Annotated in this window: 13 protein-coding genes; 3 read left to right on the top strand and 10 right to left on the bottom strand. The window is 60.3% G+C overall.

Annotation, left to right across the window (positions count from 1 at the left end; all coding sequences use genetic code 11):
- Positions 1 to 23 precede the first annotated feature (23 nt).
- On the top strand, positions 24 to 296 hold the full coding sequence (locus tag AEQ67_RS10545; RefSeq protein WP_059403809.1) for a helix-turn-helix domain-containing protein: 273 nt from the start codon (positions 24 to 26) through the stop codon (positions 294 to 296).
- A gap of 234 nt (positions 297 to 530) precedes the next feature.
- Positions 531 to 809: a hypothetical protein gene (locus tag AEQ67_RS10550; RefSeq protein ID WP_059403810.1), complete on the top strand. Its 279-nt coding sequence runs from the start codon at positions 531 to 533 to the stop codon at positions 807 to 809.
- A 127-nt stretch (positions 810 to 936) separates the two neighbouring features.
- On the opposite strand, the gene AEQ67_RS10555 is transcribed toward AEQ67_RS10550, so the two are convergent.
- From AEQ67_RS10555 to AEQ67_RS10565, 3 genes are read right to left on the bottom strand one after another with little or no spacing between them, the layout of a single operon-like run.
- Positions 937 to 1,608 (bottom strand): GNAT family N-acetyltransferase, encoded by a 672-nt coding sequence (locus AEQ67_RS10555; RefSeq protein WP_059403811.1) that lies wholly within the window; start codon positions 1,606 to 1,608, stop codon positions 937 to 939.
- Positions 1,609 to 1,625: 17 nt separating this feature from the next.
- Complete coding sequence (locus AEQ67_RS10560; protein ID WP_059403812.1) at positions 1,626 to 2,072, bottom strand: GNAT family N-acetyltransferase; 447 nt, start codon at positions 2,070 to 2,072, stop codon at positions 1,626 to 1,628.
- 2 nt (positions 2,073 to 2,074) lie between these two features.
- Complete coding sequence (locus tag AEQ67_RS10565) at positions 2,075 to 2,704, bottom strand: FMN-binding negative transcriptional regulator (protein ID WP_059403813.1); 630 nt, start codon at positions 2,702 to 2,704, stop codon at positions 2,075 to 2,077.
- A 90-nt stretch (positions 2,705 to 2,794) separates the two neighbouring features.
- On the opposite strand from AEQ67_RS10565, the gene pdxR reads away from it, so the two are divergent.
- Positions 2,795 to 4,345 carry a MocR-like pyridoxine biosynthesis transcription factor PdxR gene (gene pdxR, locus AEQ67_RS10570; RefSeq protein ID WP_059403814.1) on the top strand — a complete coding sequence of 517 codons (1,551 nt, stop codon included), beginning with the start codon at positions 2,795 to 2,797 and terminating at the stop codon, positions 4,343 to 4,345.
- On the opposite strand, the gene AEQ67_RS10575 is transcribed toward pdxR, so the two are convergent.
- From AEQ67_RS10575 to AEQ67_RS10605, 7 genes are all read right to left on the bottom strand, one after another.
- Positions 4,346 to 8,938, bottom strand: a complete 4,593-nt coding sequence (locus AEQ67_RS10575; RefSeq protein ID WP_059403815.1) for a dermonecrotic toxin domain-containing protein — start codon at positions 8,936 to 8,938, stop codon at positions 4,346 to 4,348.
- A 304-nt stretch (positions 8,939 to 9,242) separates the two neighbouring features.
- The gene (locus AEQ67_RS10580; protein WP_059403816.1) at positions 9,243 to 13,814 is read right to left on the bottom strand and encodes a dermonecrotic toxin domain-containing protein; all 4,572 of its coding nucleotides are present in this window, start codon (positions 13,812 to 13,814) and stop codon (positions 9,243 to 9,245) included.
- 132 nt (positions 13,815 to 13,946) lie between these two features.
- Positions 13,947 to 15,047 (bottom strand): polyamine ABC transporter substrate-binding protein, encoded by a 1,101-nt coding sequence (locus tag AEQ67_RS10585; protein ID WP_059403817.1) that lies wholly within the window; start codon positions 15,045 to 15,047, stop codon positions 13,947 to 13,949.
- Positions 15,048 to 15,059: 12 nt separating this feature from the next.
- Complete coding sequence (locus AEQ67_RS10590) at positions 15,060 to 16,091, bottom strand: histone deacetylase family protein (RefSeq protein WP_059403818.1); 1,032 nt, start codon at positions 16,089 to 16,091, stop codon at positions 15,060 to 15,062.
- A gap of 267 nt (positions 16,092 to 16,358) precedes the next feature.
- Complete coding sequence (locus tag AEQ67_RS10595; RefSeq protein ID WP_059403819.1) at positions 16,359 to 17,354, bottom strand: AraC family transcriptional regulator; 996 nt, start codon at positions 17,352 to 17,354, stop codon at positions 16,359 to 16,361.
- Between the two features lie 150 nt (positions 17,355 to 17,504).
- Positions 17,505 to 18,509, bottom strand: coding sequence for an asparaginase (locus tag AEQ67_RS10600; RefSeq protein ID WP_059403820.1), 1,005 nt, complete (start codon positions 18,507 to 18,509; stop codon positions 17,505 to 17,507).
- 138 nt (positions 18,510 to 18,647) lie between these two features.
- Positions 18,648 to 20,099: an alanine/glycine:cation symporter family protein gene (locus tag AEQ67_RS10605; protein WP_059403821.1), complete on the bottom strand. Its 1,452-nt coding sequence runs from the start codon at positions 20,097 to 20,099 to the stop codon at positions 18,648 to 18,650.
- Positions 20,100 to 20,191: the final 92 nt, after the last annotated feature.

Raw genomic sequence — 20,191 nt, forward strand, 5'->3', positions numbered from 1 at the left:
TTGGTTTAAATGGAGGAAACGGTATGACGATGTCTGTACTGGAGCGGATGATTCTGCTTGATAGCATTCTTGATGACCTCGCAAACGACACTCTTAGCATCCATCAAGCGATCCGTCGGCTGCGAGTCGAGGTGACGGGCCTGAGCCAGAGTCAGTTCGCAAGGATGTGCAAAATTTCGGTTCGGACACTCGTGCATATGGAGCATGGAGAAGGGAACCAGACTCTGAAATCGCTGAATAAAGTTTTCAGGTTGTTTGGAATGAGAATGGGAGTTTTGAGGATTCGGCGCGACTGATACTGCACCGACTACTCAAGGGGCCGAAGTTGTTGGTATGAAGGCTTCAAGGTTGGTTACATTTTGCAGACGTCACCTCATTCCGAGCGTCACGTAGGACACCTCCGAGATGAGAAAACCGGGTTGTACTTCGTTTTAGAGCTCGCCTATAGTTCGCCCGGCGCCGACGAATCGGTGACTGATCTTAGCCGGTCAAAATAAAGAAGACCTCCCGACACTAACCGGAGTCAGACCATGGCTAAGTATCATCCCTTGCAAGGCAGTTTCAGCGCTGGCGACACGCTGTACATTGACACCGAAGCCCGCGCTGCCGATCTTCTTGAAACCGCCGTCCACCGAATAAAAGCCGCGCGCAATCTACTCAATAGCGTCGCCTGCCTGTGCGTCAAAGAAGCCGAGGGACACGACCTTGAGCATTTCGTCAGTGCAGCGCACATCCTGATCCAGGATGGGTGTGATGCGTTGGATGCGTTGGATGCGTTGGGTTGGAAGCTCGATAAATCCATACGTTAACGAACCCTGAAAAGCATCGCGGGCAAGCCCGCTCCCACAGTTTCTGAGGCGAACTCGGCATTTGTGTTCGCTGAAAATCCTGTGGGAGCGGGCTTGCCCGCGAAGGCGTCCTTCCAGGCGCTGAAGATCAGCCGCGGCACTCCGCCAACGTTTTCACTTGCCCCGAATCCGTCTGGTTCTCATCGCTCAACCACTTCTCAAACCCAGCCCCAACCACCGGCCATTCCGAATCCAGAATCGAATACCACGCCGTATCGCGGTTCTGCCCCTTGACCACCATGTGCTGGCGAAACACCCCTTCAAAACTGAAGCCCAGCCGCTCGGCTGCATACTTGGAGCGCGCGTTGCCGTTGTTGCACTTCCATTCCAGGCGTCGGTAACCCAGGGCAAACGATTCCTTGGCCAGCAAATAAACCGCCTCGGTACTTTTCGGCGAACGCTGCATCGGTGCGCCGAAGGTGACGTGGCCAATCTCGATGCGGCCCTGGGCCGGGACGATCGACATCAGGCTGAGGATGCCTTGCACGTCGCCGCTGGCACGGTCGATGACGCTGAAGAAGTACGGGTCGCTGTTGGCGGCGTGGTTGTTCAGCCAATCGTTGAAGGCGCTGCGCTCGGGGAAGGGCCCGTAAGGCAAATAGTCCCAAAGCTTGGGATCGGAACCGGGGCCTTGCAGGGCTTTCCACAAGCCGTCGGCGTGGCGTGCCGGGTCGAGTTTTTCCAGGCGGATGAAACGTCCTTCGATCGTTTCAACCGACGGTGCCGGGACGCCTTTCCAATCGGCGAGTGAAGTCGACATGCTGTTCTCCTTGAACCTTAAATGGCTTTGCGAAACTGGATGAAACCGGGGCGTTCGGCGATGCGCTCGTAGAGCTGGATCGCCGTGGCGTTGCTTTCGTGAGTCAGCCAGTGGACCTTGCAGCAACCGTCTTCTTTGGCGGTGGTGTAGACGAATTCGATCAGCTTGCGGCCGACGCCGGTGCCACGGGTTTCGGGCGTCACCAGCAAGTCTTGCAGGTAGCAGGAGTTTTCGATGCTCCAGTTCGAACGATGGTAGATGAAATGCACCAGGCCCAACGCTTTGCCGTCGGCCCAGGCGAGGGCGGCGTGCGTTGGTTCGCTCGGGTCGAGCATACGCTGCCAGGTGCTTTGGGTGACGGCGTCCGGCAGTTCGGTGTTGTAGAAGCGCAAATAGGCCTGCCACAACGGCAGCCACGCGGCGTGGTCATCGGCGCTGACCTGGCGAATCTCGATCTGACTCATGTTCATTCCTTAAGCATCAAGTGGGCGAGGGCCTGGTCGTGCGCATCCGGGCTGGCGGCGAGCCCCTCACGCACACCGGCGATGTCTGTGGCATTGCGGTTCTGGCTGAGCTTGCGTTTGCCTTCCAGGCGCTGGATCGGCAAGGCAAAACCGACGATAGCCTTGAGCATGCCATCGATGTAGTCGGCGGGTGCGTCAGCGACTTTCCACGGCAGGGCGCGACCGGCTTCATGGCGATCGGTCAAGGCGCTGACCAGCGTGAGCAGGCGATCGGCATCGGTGAACACTTCGGCGCTGCCGTAGGCGTGCACGGCGACGTAGTTCCAGGTCGGCACGTGTTTACCGTGCTCGGCTTTGCTGGGGTAAAACCCCGGGCTGACGTAAGCATCGGCGCCGGCAAAAATCACCAGCGCTTCAGCGCCATTCTGCAGTTCTTTCCACTGCGGATTGGCCTTGGCGAAGTGGCCGTAGAGGGTGCCATTCGGCCCTTCTTCAGTGTTCAGCAGCAACGGCAGATGACTGGCTTGCAGGCCTTGTTCGCCATGGGTGACCAGCAGGGCGAGGCGGGTGCCGGGTATCTGTTGCTGCAGTTCGTGCAAATCTTTGATGGCAAAGTAGCTTGGCGTATACATGGAAATATCCCTTGGCGAATGTCTGCATCCTAGGCAGGCTATTGGTCTGTTGTAAGAGCCATTAACGACCAATTTCATAGGTCCATTGCCATGACCAGCGAACCGCTGTCCCTGTCGTTCAACCCGGCGGGTATCGAACTCGATCGCCGCCAGGGCCTGAGTCGTCAGCTGTACCAGGCGTTACGCGTGCGGGTGCTGGACGGACGACTGGCCAGCGGCACGCGGTTACCTGCCAGTCGGGATCTGGCGGCGGCGTTGGCTATTTCACGCAACAGCGTGGTCCGTGCCTATGACCAGCTCTATGCCGAAGGCTTCATCGAGGGGCGGGTCGGCGACGGGACCTATGTCGCGCAATTGCCGCAACGTGCGTTGCCGGTAAAAAAACTATCCACAAAAGTATCCACAGGGTTGTCAACAGGGTTACCCACAGCCTTATCCACAAATTGGCTGGATTTACCTGTTGTTTCATCCAGTAAAGTTATCCACAGCGGTGCGTTGGCGCGGGTTGAAAAGAACCATTTGCCGACGCCACCGAGTGGTCCGCCTCGGGCATTTCGGGTCGGTGTTCCAGCGTTCGACCTGTTTCCTTTCGAGGTTTGGGCCAAGCTGAATGCGGCGTTCTGGCGCAAACCGGATTTGCAGCAGCTGTGTTACGGCGACCCGGCGGGTGACGCTCGCTTACGCGGATTGATTGCCGCGTACTTGCGCAGTTCGCGGGGCATGCAATGCACGGCTGAGCAAATAGTGATCACCAGTGGCGCGCAGCAGGGGATTAGCCTTTGTGCACAGCTGCTGGTGGAGCCGGGCGACGGCGTGGCGATTGAAAATCCGGGGTATCGGGCCGCCGGCCATGCGTTCGCCGTGGCCGGGGCGCGATTGCACGGGGTGGCGGTGGACAGTGAAGGCATCGACTGCACCGAATTGGCGGGGCTCGGCGATTGTCGTCTGGCTTACGTGACGCCGTCGCACCAGTACCCGACGGGCGTGGTCATGAGCCTGGCGCGGCGCCTGGAGTTGCTGGCCTGGGCCGAACGCAGCGAAGGCTGGATCGTCGAGGACGATTACGACGGCGAGTACCGTTACAGCGGCGCACCGCTGGCGCCGTTGGCGGCACTCGATCGTCATGGTCGGGTTCTGTACGTCGGGACATTTGGCAAAGTCGCGTTTCCGGCATTGCGCCTCGGTTATCTGGTGCTGCCACCGGGATTGGTGGACGCGTTCGCACAACGCCGCGCGGTCGACGTGCGCCATTCTGAAGTGAGTACCCAGGCGGTGATGGCCGAGTTCATCGCCACCGGGCATTTTCAGCGCCATATCCGGCGCATGCGCCGTGCCGCGTTGAGTCGGCGCAATTGTTTGTTGGCCCATTGGCCGGCGAACATCGAGGGCGTAGGCAGCTTGCCAAGTGTCGCAGCCGGTTTGCACCTGACGGTCTCGGTGAGCAGCGTTGCCCGGGAGCGGGAGCTGATCGAGAAGGCCGAAAGCGTCGGCGTCGAAGTCAATGGCTTAAGCAGCTACTGGTTGCCCGACTCGCAGACGCCGCTGGATCAGCGCGCCGGGCTGGTGCTGGGATTTGCTGCCGTGCCAGAGCCGGCGATCGAAGGGGCTCTGGCACGATTGCGTAAAGTCTGGTGTGACTGATCAAGGCGCTATGTTCGGCTCGGGTGCCAGAAACAGATCCCGCACCGCCGGATCAGTGATCCTGCGCAGTGCATTGTCTACCGCGTCGAAGGTGCTCAGTTCCTGACGTGTCGTGGCCGGCAGTTCCTGCAAATACGCATCGGCCAACTTCAGGTGCGCGGCCGTGGATTTATCGCCAGCGTCGGTCAGATGGTCGTAATGAAAGTGCGCGACCCACACCACCTTGTTCTGGCGTGTCTTGTCGAGAATCCGGTATTCCTGAAAGTAGTCCTTACGCTGTTGGGTCTTGATGCGACCGCGCACATCTTTGACGATCTCGACCTGGTCGTTATCGCTCAGCCATTTCAGGTAAGTCTCCCTCGGTTTTCGTCCCATCAGCATGGCGCCGTAGACACTGATGCCTTCACGCCGGGCTCTCGCGGCGCCTTCGCGTAACTCTGAGGTCAGGCTCGCCACTGGAAACTCAGCGCCCCTGCGGGTCAATACCGCCTCAACTTCTTCGGCGGCCTGTTCGAGGCGGGTGGCCTGTTGATCGAACAGGTCTTTCATGTCCGCTGGAATGCGCGAAGGGCGCTGGGCGTCGGTGCGAGTGCGTTGGATAAATGCATCGAGTTCGCTATTCAGGTCGAGCCCGTTAGCGACGATGCTGGAGTCGTCCGACGTCGTCGGTTGCACGGGGCGCCTGTTGACCATTTTGACGATGGGCACGGCGTCTCTGACCTCCGTTTCGGTCGACGGCGTCTTTTCCACTTTCACAACCCGTGGCCGGGATTTGCTCACCTTGCCGATGGCGCGTGAAGTGGAGGGCACCGGCTCGAGTCTCGCCATCGCGGCGACCGGTGTTTCTTCAGTTTCCGGCAGCAACTTGAGCAGTCGGCTGCGCGCCAGTTGATGAAATTTGCCCACCAGCGCCTGAACTCGCTTGAACCGGACTGGCTCCAGCTGATCGGGCGAATTGATCGACAGATCCTGCAGACGTCGTTCGGCGTCTGCCAAACGATCCACCAGAGCGGTGAGCTGCTCGATATTCAGTGCCGGGTTGTTGGCAGGTCGTTTGGTCCGCTGCTCGATCAGTGTGTGACCTGCGTCGGCTGCATTGTCGAAACTCTCTACGACACGTTGGCGTATCTGACCCACGTCGCTGCCGGGCACCTCACGCAGGCAGAGCTCGGTCGACATGCCGATTTCATTGGCTTCAAAGTCATAGTGAGAGAATGACGGCAGTAACCTTCGCAGGTCGTCGGCGACTTTACGCGTGGTCCCGGTATGGCTCATTAACCGGTCCAGTGAGGCCTGCAGCCGACCGAGACGGTCGATCATTGCATCGCTCACGGCGATGGCCTTTTGTGCGGCCGCCATTTGCACGGCACGCGTCCTTGTTTCCGCAGGTTCCGACTGGCTGAATTGAGGCGCAACGATCTTTGCGTATTCGCGTAACTTCATGCGCATCCAGCCGCTCAGGTAGCGATGCTGTTCGACGGTCAAGCGCATCAGTTGAGATTGATAAAACACGCCTGCGCCGCCGGCTTCGCGCCATTTTTCCAGATTGTCCAGCGCCTGACCGTAGCCATTGGCAAGCTCATCGGATTTTGCAATGTAAGTGGCGATGGCTTCCTCGGACATCGTGGTTAACGGGTCAGTGCTATCCAGGGGTTTCAAGGCTTCGTCCAGGCTGGCTTTTCGAGTGGTTTCCAGTTCAATAAACCGATGCAATGCCGCCCACGCGTCGTCCTTTTTCCTGGCCTTCTCACGCCGCAGGGCTTCGATCCTGCCGGTCGGCCCACCACCACGTAAGCGCAGCTTTAAATCCCAGTGCCAGCGATGTTCGCCGTCGTCGTACTTCACACCGAAACCGGACCGCGAGGGATCATTCGGGTCCACGATGAAGACCGGTTCGTCCACTTCGGCGCTGACCTGAAACCAGCGCTCACCGACCTTGGCGTACAGCTTTCCCTCGAGTTCGTGGAGGTGATTGGCGTTGGGGCTAGCGCCCTCTGGCAGATTCGGGGCGGGTACTTGGAATCGATTGATCTGCTGGGAAAATTGCGCCCCCGCATTGATACGGCCCAGTGTCGCGGGTGCCAGGGTCGAGAGATGAGTCGTGGGCAGTTCGGCGCTTAATGGCGTTGTTTCATGGGTGACGATCGGAGCCTTTGTAGGCGGTGGAGCAATGAATGGCGGCTCTTCCTTGAGCAGGCCTTTCGCCACAGCGCTTTCGTGGAAGGGACTAGACAGCCAGATGCGCCGTGTCGCGACCCTTTGGGTCAGCAGGATGCCCAGGGTCAGCAACACATCGCCGATCGAGGACCATTGCACGGCGGTGTTACCACGTTCATTGGCGTCCAGGGCTTGTTGAATCTGATTGATGCTTTGCCAGACCCAGCCCGCGGTGCCCGCCGAGCCGCTGAGGAAGTTCGCCGCCACACTGAACATGGCCCAGCCGCTGTCCGCCAGCAACGTCCAGCGACGCTCGGCATTGGACGTGGATTGGCGGTCGGCGAGCTCGGCCATGGCCTGGCTGTTGTGCGTGAACAGGGTCGCGAGAATGTCGCCGTCCAGCGGCGTGTTCGCCAACTCGATGGACGCGCTCAGGTCGAGGTGGATAAAGGGCTCGAAGGCCAGTTCGGTAATGGTCCAGGGCGAAGGGATGCCGCTGGAAAATACATACTGGGCATAGTCGAAACTCAACGCCCGGTCGGGCAGCCAGGCCAGTATCGAATCACGCAGTTCGCCCGGCTGATAAAACGCGTACAGCATGTTTTGCTCGGAAGGGAACTGGCGCAGCGGTTGATCCAGCAGCGGTTGATAGAGCAGACACGGGCCGTGTTGGCCCTCGCGCGGGCCGATGATGTACGTGTTGGCGACGGTGTCTGGTGTGTTGCCAAGTCGGTAGCGAGGCATGAATGCCAGTGGACGGATTTGCACTGGCCATTCGCGGGTGGGTGATTTTTTTTCGATCGATTCCATCAGCTGGCGCACCCGACGGTAACCCTGCTCATCGACATCGCCCCGACGCTGGAGTTTGCACTCCAGCGCCAGCAGCGGCAGGAGAATCGGCAGCTGACGACAGTATCGGATCTTGTGGCGCCGGGCCTGCACCGGGTCGTCGATGAGTGTGCGCTTGATCAGCTGCGGATAGATTTCACCGACGTTCACTTGGTTGGCCATGCGCAACAGGAACGAGACGGTTATCCAGTCTGGCGCGGCTGTGCCGTCGGCATAGGCGACCGTCGCGCTGTAGGGGCGGGTGTTTTGCAGGGCGAATTCGGCGAGGGTCTCGACGCTGCGGTTGTGCGGGTCGGGCAGGGTGAAACTGCCGGCTTCGAAACTGTGGGTAATGGTGATCCGGATGTCATCCAGTCGCAGCGTCGTCGCGTCTTCGCCGGGCCTGTCCGTGATAATCGCAGCGCAGATTTTCTGCTGGGCGTAAGCATGGATGAGGGGGATTTCGCTGACGTTGAAGACGTCACTGTTGGCTTCACCCCTGAGGCTTCCCAAATCCGTCAGGTAGCTGCTGTAGGTCTGGATATCGTCAAGTGAGCTCGCCAATAGCCACTCGGGGATCGCGCTATCCAGCTGTTCGACGCGCGCCTTGTCGGCGACGGTGAGCGTGGCGCTTGCCGCCTGCCTGGAAATCAATCCGCCCAGGGGCGAGCGACTGGCCGGGCCGAGCGCATCGATGGAGTCGAGCTGGCAACCTACCAAGGCCCAGACCAGGGCGTCGAAAATGTTACCCTCGGGTTCGTAGAGCCGCCACTTCAGGCTCTGGCCGCTCAGATCGATGTCGATCCGTGCGGGGAGGACGGCCCCCAGTTGCGCCATCGAACTAAATGTTTCGTAGCCATTGGAGAGGGTGTACATCACGATCAACTCGCGGCTGCCCAGTGTCGCGGTCAAAACCAGTGCACCGGACAGCATCAGGTGTCGGGTTCTATTGGCTTCTGCCAATTCAAAGGCAAGATCGAGGTCCAGCAGGCAGGCGCGAATGTTCGTCAGACCGCTGTCGGAGGTCGGGCGTAATGCCTTGTCGGGGTGTTGCGAAATCAGTCGCGCCAGGGTGCATTCATGCGCGTCCCAGCCATTCACGGACTGGACGTTCAGGGCGTCTTTCAGGGTGTCGGAGAGGACTTGCCAGCGCGGTTGTTTTTCCGTGGTTTCGTTCCAGTAATCCAGCTGGCTCTGTTCGAATCCCTTGAACAGCATCGGCGCGTGCTCGTTCAGCAGGGTGGTGATGGCGTCCATGCTGATGGGCAGATGGATCGGTTCGGGGGAGCGGGGCGTGAGGGTCAGAAAGTGTTCGCCTTCGATGTAGTTGGCGAACTCCTGGGTGAAGGCCTGACGCGCCAACGCGTGGGTCAGCGATTCGAAATGGCTGCTGTGGGTGATGAGTTCTTCACCTTGTTGGCGCCATATTGGGGACATCAGCATGGCGTTGTCGGGGTCGATCTGCTGATCGGGGAAGGTCTTTTTCAGGGCCTGGCGTAAAAGCTGAGCAGCGGCGTCGTGCAGGGTTGGACCGTCACTGGTCAGTTCTACCAGGCGGCTTTTGTTCAGCAACAAGGGTGCGGTGGGCGTTGGGATTGTTTCGCTCATGAGTTCGGAACCGGTTGGGGATGGGCGTGGCGGCAGTTGCCGTCCGTGATCCAAAGTACCCAGGCGCCGGTGGGCTCAGGTGGTAGATATGTATAGGTCTGGAAAAATTGGGCGGGGCATATCCGTTTCTGCGGTAACGGCGGCTACCGCGGCATCCTTGCCGCGGTGCCCCCTGTGCAACACCTGAAAAACACTGCCCCCTGTAGGAGCGAGCTCGCTCGCGATGGACCCACAGGCACCGCGTTTATCCTGTTAAAACGCGCCATCATTGACGTTCTTCGCGAGCAAGCTCGCTCCTACAGGCTCAGGAGAAAAACAGCGCAGTGGCCTGTGCACGGCTGATACCGCTACGGTGGATCTCGATCAACTCCTGATTGCTACCGCTTTCGCGCCAGTCAAAAGCACCGCCAAGCCTGCGTTGATGGACGGTTTTCAGATGCGCAGCCGTGAATGACTCCCGCGGATCGTTAGCGTTGTCATAGTGAAAATGCGCATACCACAGGACCTTTCTGGAGGGCTTGTCGAGAATTTCATACTCCGTCAAATAGTCCTTGCGCGGGCCTTTGAGCCGGCGGCGTTCGGTGGCTCTTCCAATCGTCACCTCACCTTTGCCGACCAGCCACTCTACCCGCGCTGCTGTCGGGGCCTGCTGTTTGGTCATGTCGATTCGGGTCGCGCGGCCCTTGGCATAAAGCGCAGTCGCTTCATTGTCGAGTTGCTGGCGCAGGGTTGTAGCCGATGCGCTCTTGCTCTCCGTGTGGTTACCGACGGTCAGGGCCTGATCGATCCTGGCCATGGCCTCACGCAGGCGATTGGCGTGCAGGTAGTAGATCTCCTCGATTTCCGTGGGATTACGTTGCGCCCGACGGATGTGTGCCTGAGTGCGCTGATTGAACGCCGGCAACTCATCGAGCAGCGCCTGGCCGGCAGTGAGGCTTTTCGGCAGATCGGGTTTTGCCTTGGGCGGGGCGGGCGGTTTTGCCGGGACCCTTTCAAGCCAGACCCCCGGCGATTTTTCGTGAAAGGTCGCGATCACCTTGCCCGTCAGCGGCGCCACCACGTCGACCAGATCGCCTTCCTGCCCGCCATCACTGCGGCGTGGCTGACCGACAAGCGTGCCCTTGTAACGGGTCTTGATGATTTTCCTGGCGGGCGTAGCCGGCGCTTTTGGGGGGCCGGCGACCGGCTCTACGAGGCGTTGGTCGCGCAGCAGAGTCGACAGCTGTTGCACAGCGACCTGGTGGAATTCGGCCACGCGCTGGCGCACCTGCTCAAGACGTTCGCTGTTCAGGTACTGCGCAAACTCCGCGACAAGATCGAGGAATCGCTGGTCGATCACGTCGAACTGTTCCACCAGATTGTTCAGCGCCTCGACGCGTTCACCCAGCTGATTCAGGCTTTCATCCGCGCTCAGGTCCAACGCGCTCTGAATGTTCAGCGAGGCATCCTCGATCAGGCTTTCCAGCGCCTCCCGCGCCTGTTCACGGAACTCTCCAGGCTCAGCCTTCAGACACAGTTCCTGGCCCAGGGTGATTTGCAGCAGCTTCAAATCCTGCAGCGAGAACGGTGGAAGTTTGGCCTGGTATTGACGGCTGACCTCGGCGGCTTCCCGACCCAGCAGGCTGAGCTCCGCAAAGCGGGTTTGCGCGAACTCGATTTTGTCGATGATGCCCTGGGTCAAATCGGTCATTTTTTCAAAAGCCCCGGCGTGGTCAGTGGCAACCTCGTTGTCCATCTTGTCGAGCAACTCCAGGGTGATCCGCAGACTCTCGCGAAATTCCGGGTAACGCTCGTCCACCCAGGACTGCATCAAGAACAGCTGCAAGGAAATCCGGTCGAGCATCGCGATGCGATAATTGGGCACCGCTTCGAGGAGGTTCAGCGCCTTCAGGTCTTCGAGGTGGCCGCTGTACTCCTGCACCTGTAGTTCGAGGGTGTCGAGAAATTGCTGGCGTGCGCTGGCAGCCGTCTCCGACGTGGCTTCCAACATGGCGCGCCGCACGTTGACCAGTTGCAGGCGCTTGCCTTGCAGTCCGGCATCGAACGTCGCGATGTCTTGCTTCTTTTGGCGCAACAGCGCTTCGTTCTGCTGTTGCAATTGCTTGCGCCGACTTTTCAGGCCGCCACCGCGCAGACGCAAGCGCAGATCGACAAACCATTCGCCACGGGCACCATTGATCAGCAATGGCCCGTATCGCGGCGGTTGTTGGCGTGAGTCGATGATCTGCACGTCGTCATTGTCGTTGAGCTCAACCTCGAACCAGCGCGTGCCAACCCGGGCATACCATTTATTCCCGACACCACTCAGGTGTTGGTGCGGACCCTCGGCGTGCGACAGGACGAGTCCTGCAGGTTCGCTGACTTTCAGGCTGTCGAGCACGTCGCCCAGCCCCGGTCGCGATCGCTCCAGTACGCCGAAGTCGTGCAACGACAGTTGATGGCTGCGCGGCAGTTCATGTTCGGCGATGTCCGGTAAACGGGTTGCGCCGATACTGGCTGGCTCGGTGATTTGCGTGGTCGATAGCGGCTTCTCGGTGGCAATGGCGGGCAACGTCCTTTGCGGTTTTATACGCACCGCCGCTCGGTGGGCGAGCACCATGGCGAGCGTCAACAAGATGTCTGTCAGTGGCGTCCAGGGTTGTTGCTGTTGCTCCTCGGCGTCTGCCACTTCTTGCAGGTCATCCATGATCTGCCAGATCCACGCCGCCGTACCCACGCTGCGTCCCAGAAACGGCAGTGCCACGTTGAACAGCGCCCAACCGCCGCGTTTGAGGGACGCCCAACGTGCCTCGGCGTTGGACACCGATTGGCGATTCGCCTGGGTGATCAATGCCTCGGCATTGGCGTTGAACAAGGTGGGCAGCAGGTCATTTTCAATCGCGCGGCTGCCCAGTGATACCAGGCCGGTCGAGTCCGGAGACAGTGAGGGGTCGACCAGCAATTGCGGCACGGTCCATACCGAAGGCAGTGCACCGGGAAACACGTATTGCGAGTAGTTGAAGCGCACACCGTCCGGCAACCAGGCGAGTATCGACTGGCGCAATGTCCTTGAGTGTTTGATGGCGTACAACAGGTTGGCTGGCGAAGGGTATTGCAGCAATGGCGGATCGAGCAGTGGCCTATAGAGCAGGCACGGACCCGCGTCCGCAGTGCGTGGGCCGATCACGAACATGTTGACCACTTCGTCGGCAACACCGGTGGTGTGATTGCCGGTGATGAACGCGAGCGGGCGAATCACGATGTCCTGCTCATCGACCTGTCGGGCCACGGGCTCAGCTGCCAGCGCCGCCACCACATAACGATAGCCCTGCTCATCGATACCGGCCTCGCCACGGATCTTCTGTTGCAAAGCCAGCAACGGCAATTCGATGGGCAGTTGGCGGCAGTAGAGCTGTTGCAGGCGTGAGGCTTGTTGACGGTCGTCGACCAGCCGGTTTTGCAGCAGCGCCGGATAGGTTTCACCGATATTGACTGCGGTCACCAGGTTCTCCAGGTACGCCGGGGTCATCCATTGCGGCACCGCCGTGTTATCCCGATACCGAACCGACTTATTCCCCAGTGGCAGCGCCACCAGGTTTTGCAACGCCAGTTCGACCAGGGAAAGGGTCTGGGTGGCTTCATGCTCGGGCGGCACGAACGTGCCCCAGACCACCACGCTGGCGACAGTGATTTCAACCTCTTGCAGGTTGAAGCCATGTGCCGGCGCCTGGCTGATTTTCTTTTGCAGCTCCTCCAGCGTGAATGCCTTGATGCCGGGAATTTCGCCTTGAAAGGTTTTTCCGGCGTTTTGCTGCTGCACCGCGACCAGGTCCAGTAAATGACGGCTGTAACGGCTCTGGTCGGCGGGCGCGGCGTTTTCCAGCCACTGCGGCAACGAATGTTCCATGTGCGTGTATTGGGCTGTTGGGCTCCCGGCCAGTGGCTGCTGCCTGTTGGTCGCAGCGAGTCGCGAAAGGAAAATCGAGTCGTCCGGGCGCTGAAAGTAATCGATGGCGCCTATCGCCTGAGCTTCCAGCGCAATCAGCGTGCACGCCTGATGATCGAAGAAGTTGCCCTCGGGTTCGAACAGGCGCCAGCGCACGTTGATCGCCGTTATCGCGCCTTCCACTGACCAGCGCAGCGACCGGCCGAGCTCATCGAATGAATCAAAATGCTGATAACCGTCGGTGATCGAGTGCGTGAGAATCAGCGTGCGCTGACCGAGTGTGCCAATCAATACCGCCGTGTCGAGGATGTTCAGGTGTTTACGAGCGGCGCCGTCACCGATGTCGAGGTCGATCAGGCAGGCGCGCGTCTTGTAGGGGTCGGAGAGCAATCGCTGCGCCTTGTCCGGAGCATTGAACACGGCGTGCGCCATGGCCCGCTGGTCTGCGTCCCAGCCGTTGTGGTCGCTGACGTTCCAGAGCTGCTGCAAGGTTTGCGAGAGTTGGTGCCAACGCGGTTGTGAGGCGTTGGTGGAATCGTTCCAGTAGTCGATCTGCTGTTCCTGGTAAGCGGTGAACAGCAACGGGGCGAGCTGGTTGAGGCGGGCACCGATCGCCTCGATCTCTACCGGGAGCTGGGTTGGCGGTTCGACGCCGGGTTGTTCGGTGAGGAAGTGTTCGCCATCGATGTAGGCCACCGTGGCGCCGGACAACGCGAGACGAACCAGCACATCGGTGAGGGGTTCGAACTCGCAGGGACCGGCCTCGATGTTTTTGTCGTTGATCACCCAGGTCGGTGTCGCGATCACGGTCAGGGACGGGTTGATGTCCAGTCGTGGGTACAGCGATGCGAGGACGGGGCGCAAGGCATTGGAGGCAACTTCGGTGAGCGACGGGCCGGTGATCAGTTGAGTGAGTACATCAACTGAGCTGGGCGTGGAGGTTTCGGGCATGGCCATATCCTTGGCTGACGTTTGAGAGAATCAGTGCAAGGTAGTGCTCAGGCCGTGGCGATTGGCGGTAGATAAATAGTGCAGGCAAAAAAAGACCCGCGAGTGCGCGGGTCTTCGGTTTCAGTCGTTGTTTCAGGTTCCGGATTTGATTTTGGTCCAGGCCCGGGTCCGCGCCCGTTCGGCATCACGCGGCAACGGTTGCAGCGTATAAAGCGTGGCCATGGCCGTGTCGGTCGGGTACAGGTTCGGGTTGTTGCGGATCGCCGGGTCGACCATTTCCGTGGCGTCCTTGTTCGGGTTCGGGTAGCCGACGAAATCGCTGACCGGCGCGATCACCTGTGGCTGCAGCAAGTAGTTGATGAAGGTGTAGGCGTCTTCCGGGTTTTTTGCGCCTTTGGGGATCGAGAGCATGTCGAACCAGATCGGTGCGCCTTCTTTCGGCAGGCGCATGTCGACGATCACGCCGTTCTTGGCTTCCTTGGCGCGGTTGGCGGCCTGGGAGAAGCTGCCGGAATAACCGACCGCGACGCAGATGTCACCGTTGGCAATGTCAGCCATGTACTTGGAGGAATGGAAGTAGGTGACGTACGGACGAATCTTCATCAACAGCGCTTCGGCCTTGTCGTAGTCCGCAGGCTTTTTGCTGTTGGGGTCGAGGCCGAGGTGTTGCAGGGCCAGCGGCAGAATCTCCGACGGCGAGTCGAGCAGCGCCACGCCGCACTGCTTGAGCTTGCTGATGTTCTCTTCCTTGAAGATCAGGTCCCAGCTATCGACTGGCGCATCGGCGCCCAGTGCGGCTTTGACCTTGTCCGGGTTGAAGCCGATCAGGATGGTGCCGTACATGTACGGCACGGCGAATTTGTTGCCGGGGTCGTTGGCTTCGATCAGCTTCATCAGCTTCGGATCGAGGTGGTTCCAGTTCGGCAGTTTGCTGCGGTCCAACGGCTGGAACACGCCGGCCTCGATCTGTTTGGCCAGGAACACGTTGGACGGCACCACCACGTCGTAACCGGAGTTGCCGGTCAGCAGCTTCGCTTCCAGTGCTTCGTTGGTGTCGAAAATGTCGTAGACCAGTTTGGTCTGGGTGTTCTGGGTCTTGAAGTCTTCCAGGGCTTTGGGGGTGATGTAGTCGAACCAGTTGTAGACGCGCAACGTTCGCTCTTCAGCGTGAGCGGCACCACTGAGCACCGTGGCGCACAGTGCTGGAGCGATAAAACGCTTGAGTCTGTTCATTGTTCTAATTCCTCATTGGGCGCTTTCAAAACCTTCGAGAACGTTCACGGCATTGATGCCGATTTCTTCTACCGCGTAGCCGCCTTCCATCACGAACAGCGTCGGTTTGTCGAGGCCCGCGATGCGTGCGCCCATGGCCAGGTAATCCGGGCTGTCGAGCTTGAACTGGGAGATCGGATCGTCCTTGAACGTGTCGACGCCCAAGGACACGACGACGATGTCTGCGCCGTAGTTTTCGATCTCTTTGCAGGCCTGTTCCAGCGCGGCGCTCCAGCTGTCCCAGCCGCTGCCGGCGGGCAGAGGGTAGTTGAAGTTGAAGCCTTCGCCCGCGCCTTCGCCGAGCTCATCTTCGTAGCCGAGGAAGAACGGGAACTCGGCTTCCGGGTGGCCGTGGATCGAGGTGAACAGCACGTCGCTGCGCTCGTAGAAAATCGATTGGGTGCCGTTGCCGTGGTGGTAATCGACGTCGAGGATCGCGACCTTTTTGTGGCCCTGATCGAGGAACGCCTGAGCGGCGATGGCCGCGTTGTTGAGGTAGCAATAACCGCCCATCAAATCGCTGGCGGCATGGTGTCCCGGTGGTCGGCACAAGGCGAAGGCACTGCGCGCGCCGCGCTGGATCACCGCTTGTGCGGTCAACGCCACTTGCGCCGCGCTGTACGCCGCTTGCCACGTGCCGGCGGTGATTGGTGCGCCGCCGTCGAAGCTGTAATAGCCGAGCTGGCCGTGCAGGCTGGTGGGCATGATTCGGCGCAGGGTGCGGGCGGGCCAGGTGTAGGGCAGCAAGTCGCCGTCGGTGTTGAATTCGGTCCAGCGCGCCCAGGCGCCTTTGAAGAAATCGAGGTAGTCGCGGCTATGGATACGCGCGATCGGATCAAGGCCGAAATCCTGTGGCGCTTCGACCGGACCGAGGTCGCGGTACTGCACGCGTTGCAGAACATGGTCGGCACGCGAAGGCATTTCGAAGCAGGGCATCAGTTGCCCGTCCATCAATTCACAACGGCCGTGGTGCAGGTGATGATCGTCCGAGTAGATCGTCAGCATTTCTTGTTCTCCGCAGGCTGATTCGGTTGAACACAGTCTTGCGGCGGACGGGGTTTGGGAGAACGGCAGGAAAGGCCAAAAGGGGATAGATATGGCCAAAATAGTTGACCGAAATTCGCCCCTTATTGGCGCAGGTATGCCCTCTGGCGGGGCGTGGAATGCCGACCTTGTGGGAGCGGGCTTGCCCGCGAAAGCGGCGTTCCGGCCAATGGAGATGTGCCGAATGTACTGGCGCCTTCGCGGGCAAGCCCGCTCCCACAGGGATTGTCAGTGGGGGCGGAACTGGCTGGGTGCCACGCCACTCCAGCGCACAAACGCATGGCGGAAACTCGCGGTCTCGCTAAACCCCAACGCTTCGGCAATCTGGTGGATCGGCAGTTGATCCTCGCACAGCAGGTGTTTGGCCTGCTCGAAGCGCAACTCATCGAGCAATTCCTGATAGCTGCAGCCAAGGTCCTTGAGGTGTCGGCGTAACGTCCGCGCCGAACAGTTCATCTGCTCGGCCAAGCCTTCCAGGCCAGGCGCCGCGTTCAGCTGCGCGCTGAGCAGGTGGCGAATCCGCCCCAGCCACGCCTGGCGCCCGGTGAATTCCGTGTTTTGCTTGCGGCAGCGTTCGGCCATGGCTTGATGGGTGATGACATCGGCCAATGGCAACGGTTGATCAAGCCAGCGCTTGTCGAACGCAAACGCGTTGTCCCGCGCGTCGAAGTGCAGCGGGCCATTGAAGTGTTCGGCGTAAGTCGCTTCATAATCGGGGGCGGCATGTTCGAAGCGTGCGGCCAGCAACGGTAGCGGATGGCCGAGGAGGTCGTCGCAGATGACTTTCAGCGACACCAGGCAGAACTCGGCGTTGAATACCGCCAGCGCCGGGTTCTCCCGGTAATCGGCGGCGACGAACCAGATGCGCTCGTCATCTTCTTCCAGGCTCAGCTCAAAAAGTGTTCCCAGCAGCGCCGGATAACGAATCGCCAGGCGTAACGCGTCACCGAAGGTGGCACTGGTGAGCAGCGCATACCCGAGCATGCCGTAGGACGAAACGTGCATCCGCCGGCCTAGTTCCAGGCCGATATCGCGCTTGAGGGCGACGGCGTTGGCGCAGACCTGCATTTCCTGATTGGTGGTGATGCGTGTGTCCGCCCGGCTCAGATCCGCCGCGCTGATGCCGCTGCCAGCCAATAACTCTTCACTTGAAAGCCCTTCGGCCTTGAAGACATTGAGCACCAGCGAAACTGCATTCAGCGTGGTGAGATGGGAGTGGAGCATGGGGAGTTTCCAGCCATGGGATGCTGGAACAGCAGCAAGTTACATGCCGCGTGGAGATCTTCTGTAGGAGCGAGGCTTGCCCGCGAAGGCGTCCTTGCTAACGCTAAAAGCTTCGCGGGCAAGCCTCGCTCCTACAGGGTCGGTGTGGTGTCAGCTGAGTTCGCCGCAGAGGTTGAGTTCTACCAGGCGCCGCACTTCAGCGGTTTCGAGCCCGGCGCCCAGCAGCGCGTGCAGCTTGCCGAACGCTGCCTCACGCGTCATGCCGCCACCGGACAACACGCCGACGCCACGCAAACGGCTGCCAGCCTCATACACATCCAGCTCAACGCCACCTTCATGGCATTGCGTAACCGCGACCACCACCACACCGTTGTCCCGCGCACGGCCAAGGCTGGCGAGGAATTCAGGGTTGTCGCTCGGCCCGGTGCCGCTGCCGTAGCACTCGAGCACCAAACCTTGAATGCCGCTGTCGAGCAGGCCATCCAGAATCCTGGCGTCGATGCCTGGGAACAGCGGAAGCACCGCGACCTTCGCCAGTTGCTTGCCCTGGTTGTAATTCAACTGCGCCGGCAACGAAGCCGCTTTCACGCCGCCACCCTGACGCTCCAGTCGCTTGAACGGATGGCGCCCAAAACTGCGCACTTTCGCGCATCGGGTCGGGTCCAGCCGTTCGCCGTGGAAGTACAAGTGCACGCCCGGTGCCAGGCCTTGGCCCAGCGCAACCAGCGCGCCGCTGAGGTTTTCCCAGGCATCGCTGTCGGTCACGCCGGCCGGCAGCATGGAGCCTGTGAACACCACGCGGGCATGCAGGCCGAGCAGTTGAAAGCTCATGGCCGCCGCGCTGTAGGCCAGGGTGTCGGTGCCGTGCAGGATCAGCACGCTGTCGCAGCCTTGGACATCTACCGCGTCGACCACGGCTTCGCGCAGTTGCTGCCAATAAGTCGGGGTCATGTTGGCGCTGTCGATCAGCGGCGACATCTCGCGAAAGCGCCACTGCGGGACCACGAGGTCAGGTTGGCTGTGCAGATACTCGCGCATCCGCAATTCGAAGCCGGACGCCGGGGCCAGGCCATGGGCGCTGGCTTGCATGCCGATGGTGCCACCGGTGTAGAGCACCATGACGTGCTGGGCGGCAGGAAAGGAATTGGGAACCATGGGGAAGTCTCCGCAAGAGATGACAGGTGGGAGCGAGCCTGCTCGCGATAGCGGTATGTTAGACACTAATGTGTCATCTGACAGTCCGTCATCGCCAGCAGGCTGGCTCCCACAGGTTGTGCACCCGTCGTTTACCGATCAGCGTTGCGCTGCGGGTACGCCTTGCGGCTCAGCTTCAGCCTTGGGGGCGGCGGCTGGCGGGTTGGCTGGCCAGGCTTTCAAGTCCAGGTCCAGGTCCGGGAATTTGCTCGAATCGAACACCGGCGTCTTGATCCCGGCAGCACGCTGGTCATCGTAGTCACGCAGGATGCGCATGCCGACCTTGAACAGCAGGAACAGCGCGATCAGGTTCACGAACGCCAGCAGGGTCATGGTGATGTCGGCGAAGGCGAACACGGTGCCGAGGTTTTCGATCGCACCCCAGAAGATCAACACCAGGACCAGCGCGCGGTAGCCGATCAGCGCCTTGCGGTTTTCACCGATCAAAAAGCGCAGGTTGCTCTCGCCCAGGTAGTAGTTGTAGAGGATCGAGGTGAACACGAACAACGCCAGCGCCACGGAAATGAACATGCGGCCCCAGTCACCGACCACCGCGGCCAGGGAGTTTTGGGTCAGGGCAATGCCGTCGCCTTCGAAGCCCGGGGTGTAGAAGCCCGAGAGCAAAATCAGCAACGCGGTGCAGGTGCAGATCACGAAGGTGTCGAGGAACACGCTGAACGCCTGCACCACACCTTGTGCCACCGGGTGCTCGACCGACGCGACCGCTGCTACGTTAGGCGCACTGCCCAAACCCGCTTCGTTGGCGAACACGCCACGCTTCACGCCCATGACGATGGCACTGCCGATCAAGCCACCGAACGCCTGGTCCAGACCAAACGCGCTTTTGACGATGGTCATCAGCATGGCCGGAACGTGGTCGAATTGCAGCACGATCACGTAGATCGTCACGCCGATGTACACCAGGGTTTTCACCGGCACCAACAGGTCGGCGACCTTGGCGATGCGCTTGATCCCGCCGATGAACACCAGGCCGAGCAACACCGCCAGGGCCAGGCCGGTCCAGGTGGTGTCGAGGCCGAACGCGTTGTTCAGCGAGTGAGTTACGGCGTGGGATTGCAGGCCGTTGAAGGCGAACCCGAAGGTCACCAGCAACAGGAACGCCATGATCATGCCCAACCAGCGTTTTTGCAGGCCGTGCTGGATGTAATAGGACGGGCCGCCACGGAACGTGCCATCGGAGTCAGTGCGCTTGTAGAGTTGGCCGAGGGAGCATTCAAAGAAGCTGCTGGACATGCCGACCAGTGCGGTCACCCACATCCAGAACACGGCGCCTGGGCCACCGAGTGTCACGGCAATACCGACACCGGCGATGTTGCCTGCACCCACGCGGCCGGCGAGGCTGAGCATCAGGGCCTGGAATGAACTGAGTTGACCGGCGCTGCTTTTGAGGCTGTCGCGGAACACCGCGAACATGTGGAAGAAGTGACGCAATTGAACGAAACGCGAGCGGATCGTGAAGTAGCTACCGAGCCCGACAATGAGCACGATCAGTACTTTCCCTGAGAGGAAGTCGTTAATGACTTCGAGCATGGAGTATTCCTCGCTGTTTTTTGTGTAGGCAAATGTTGGCCGGAGAGAAACATCGCGTTACACCGGTTTGCGCGCGGCACAACAGGTGAGGC

The organism is Pseudomonas sp. RIT-PI-q (assembly GCF_001297125.1).
Classification (GTDB): domain Bacteria; phylum Pseudomonadota; class Gammaproteobacteria; order Pseudomonadales; family Pseudomonadaceae; genus Aquipseudomonas.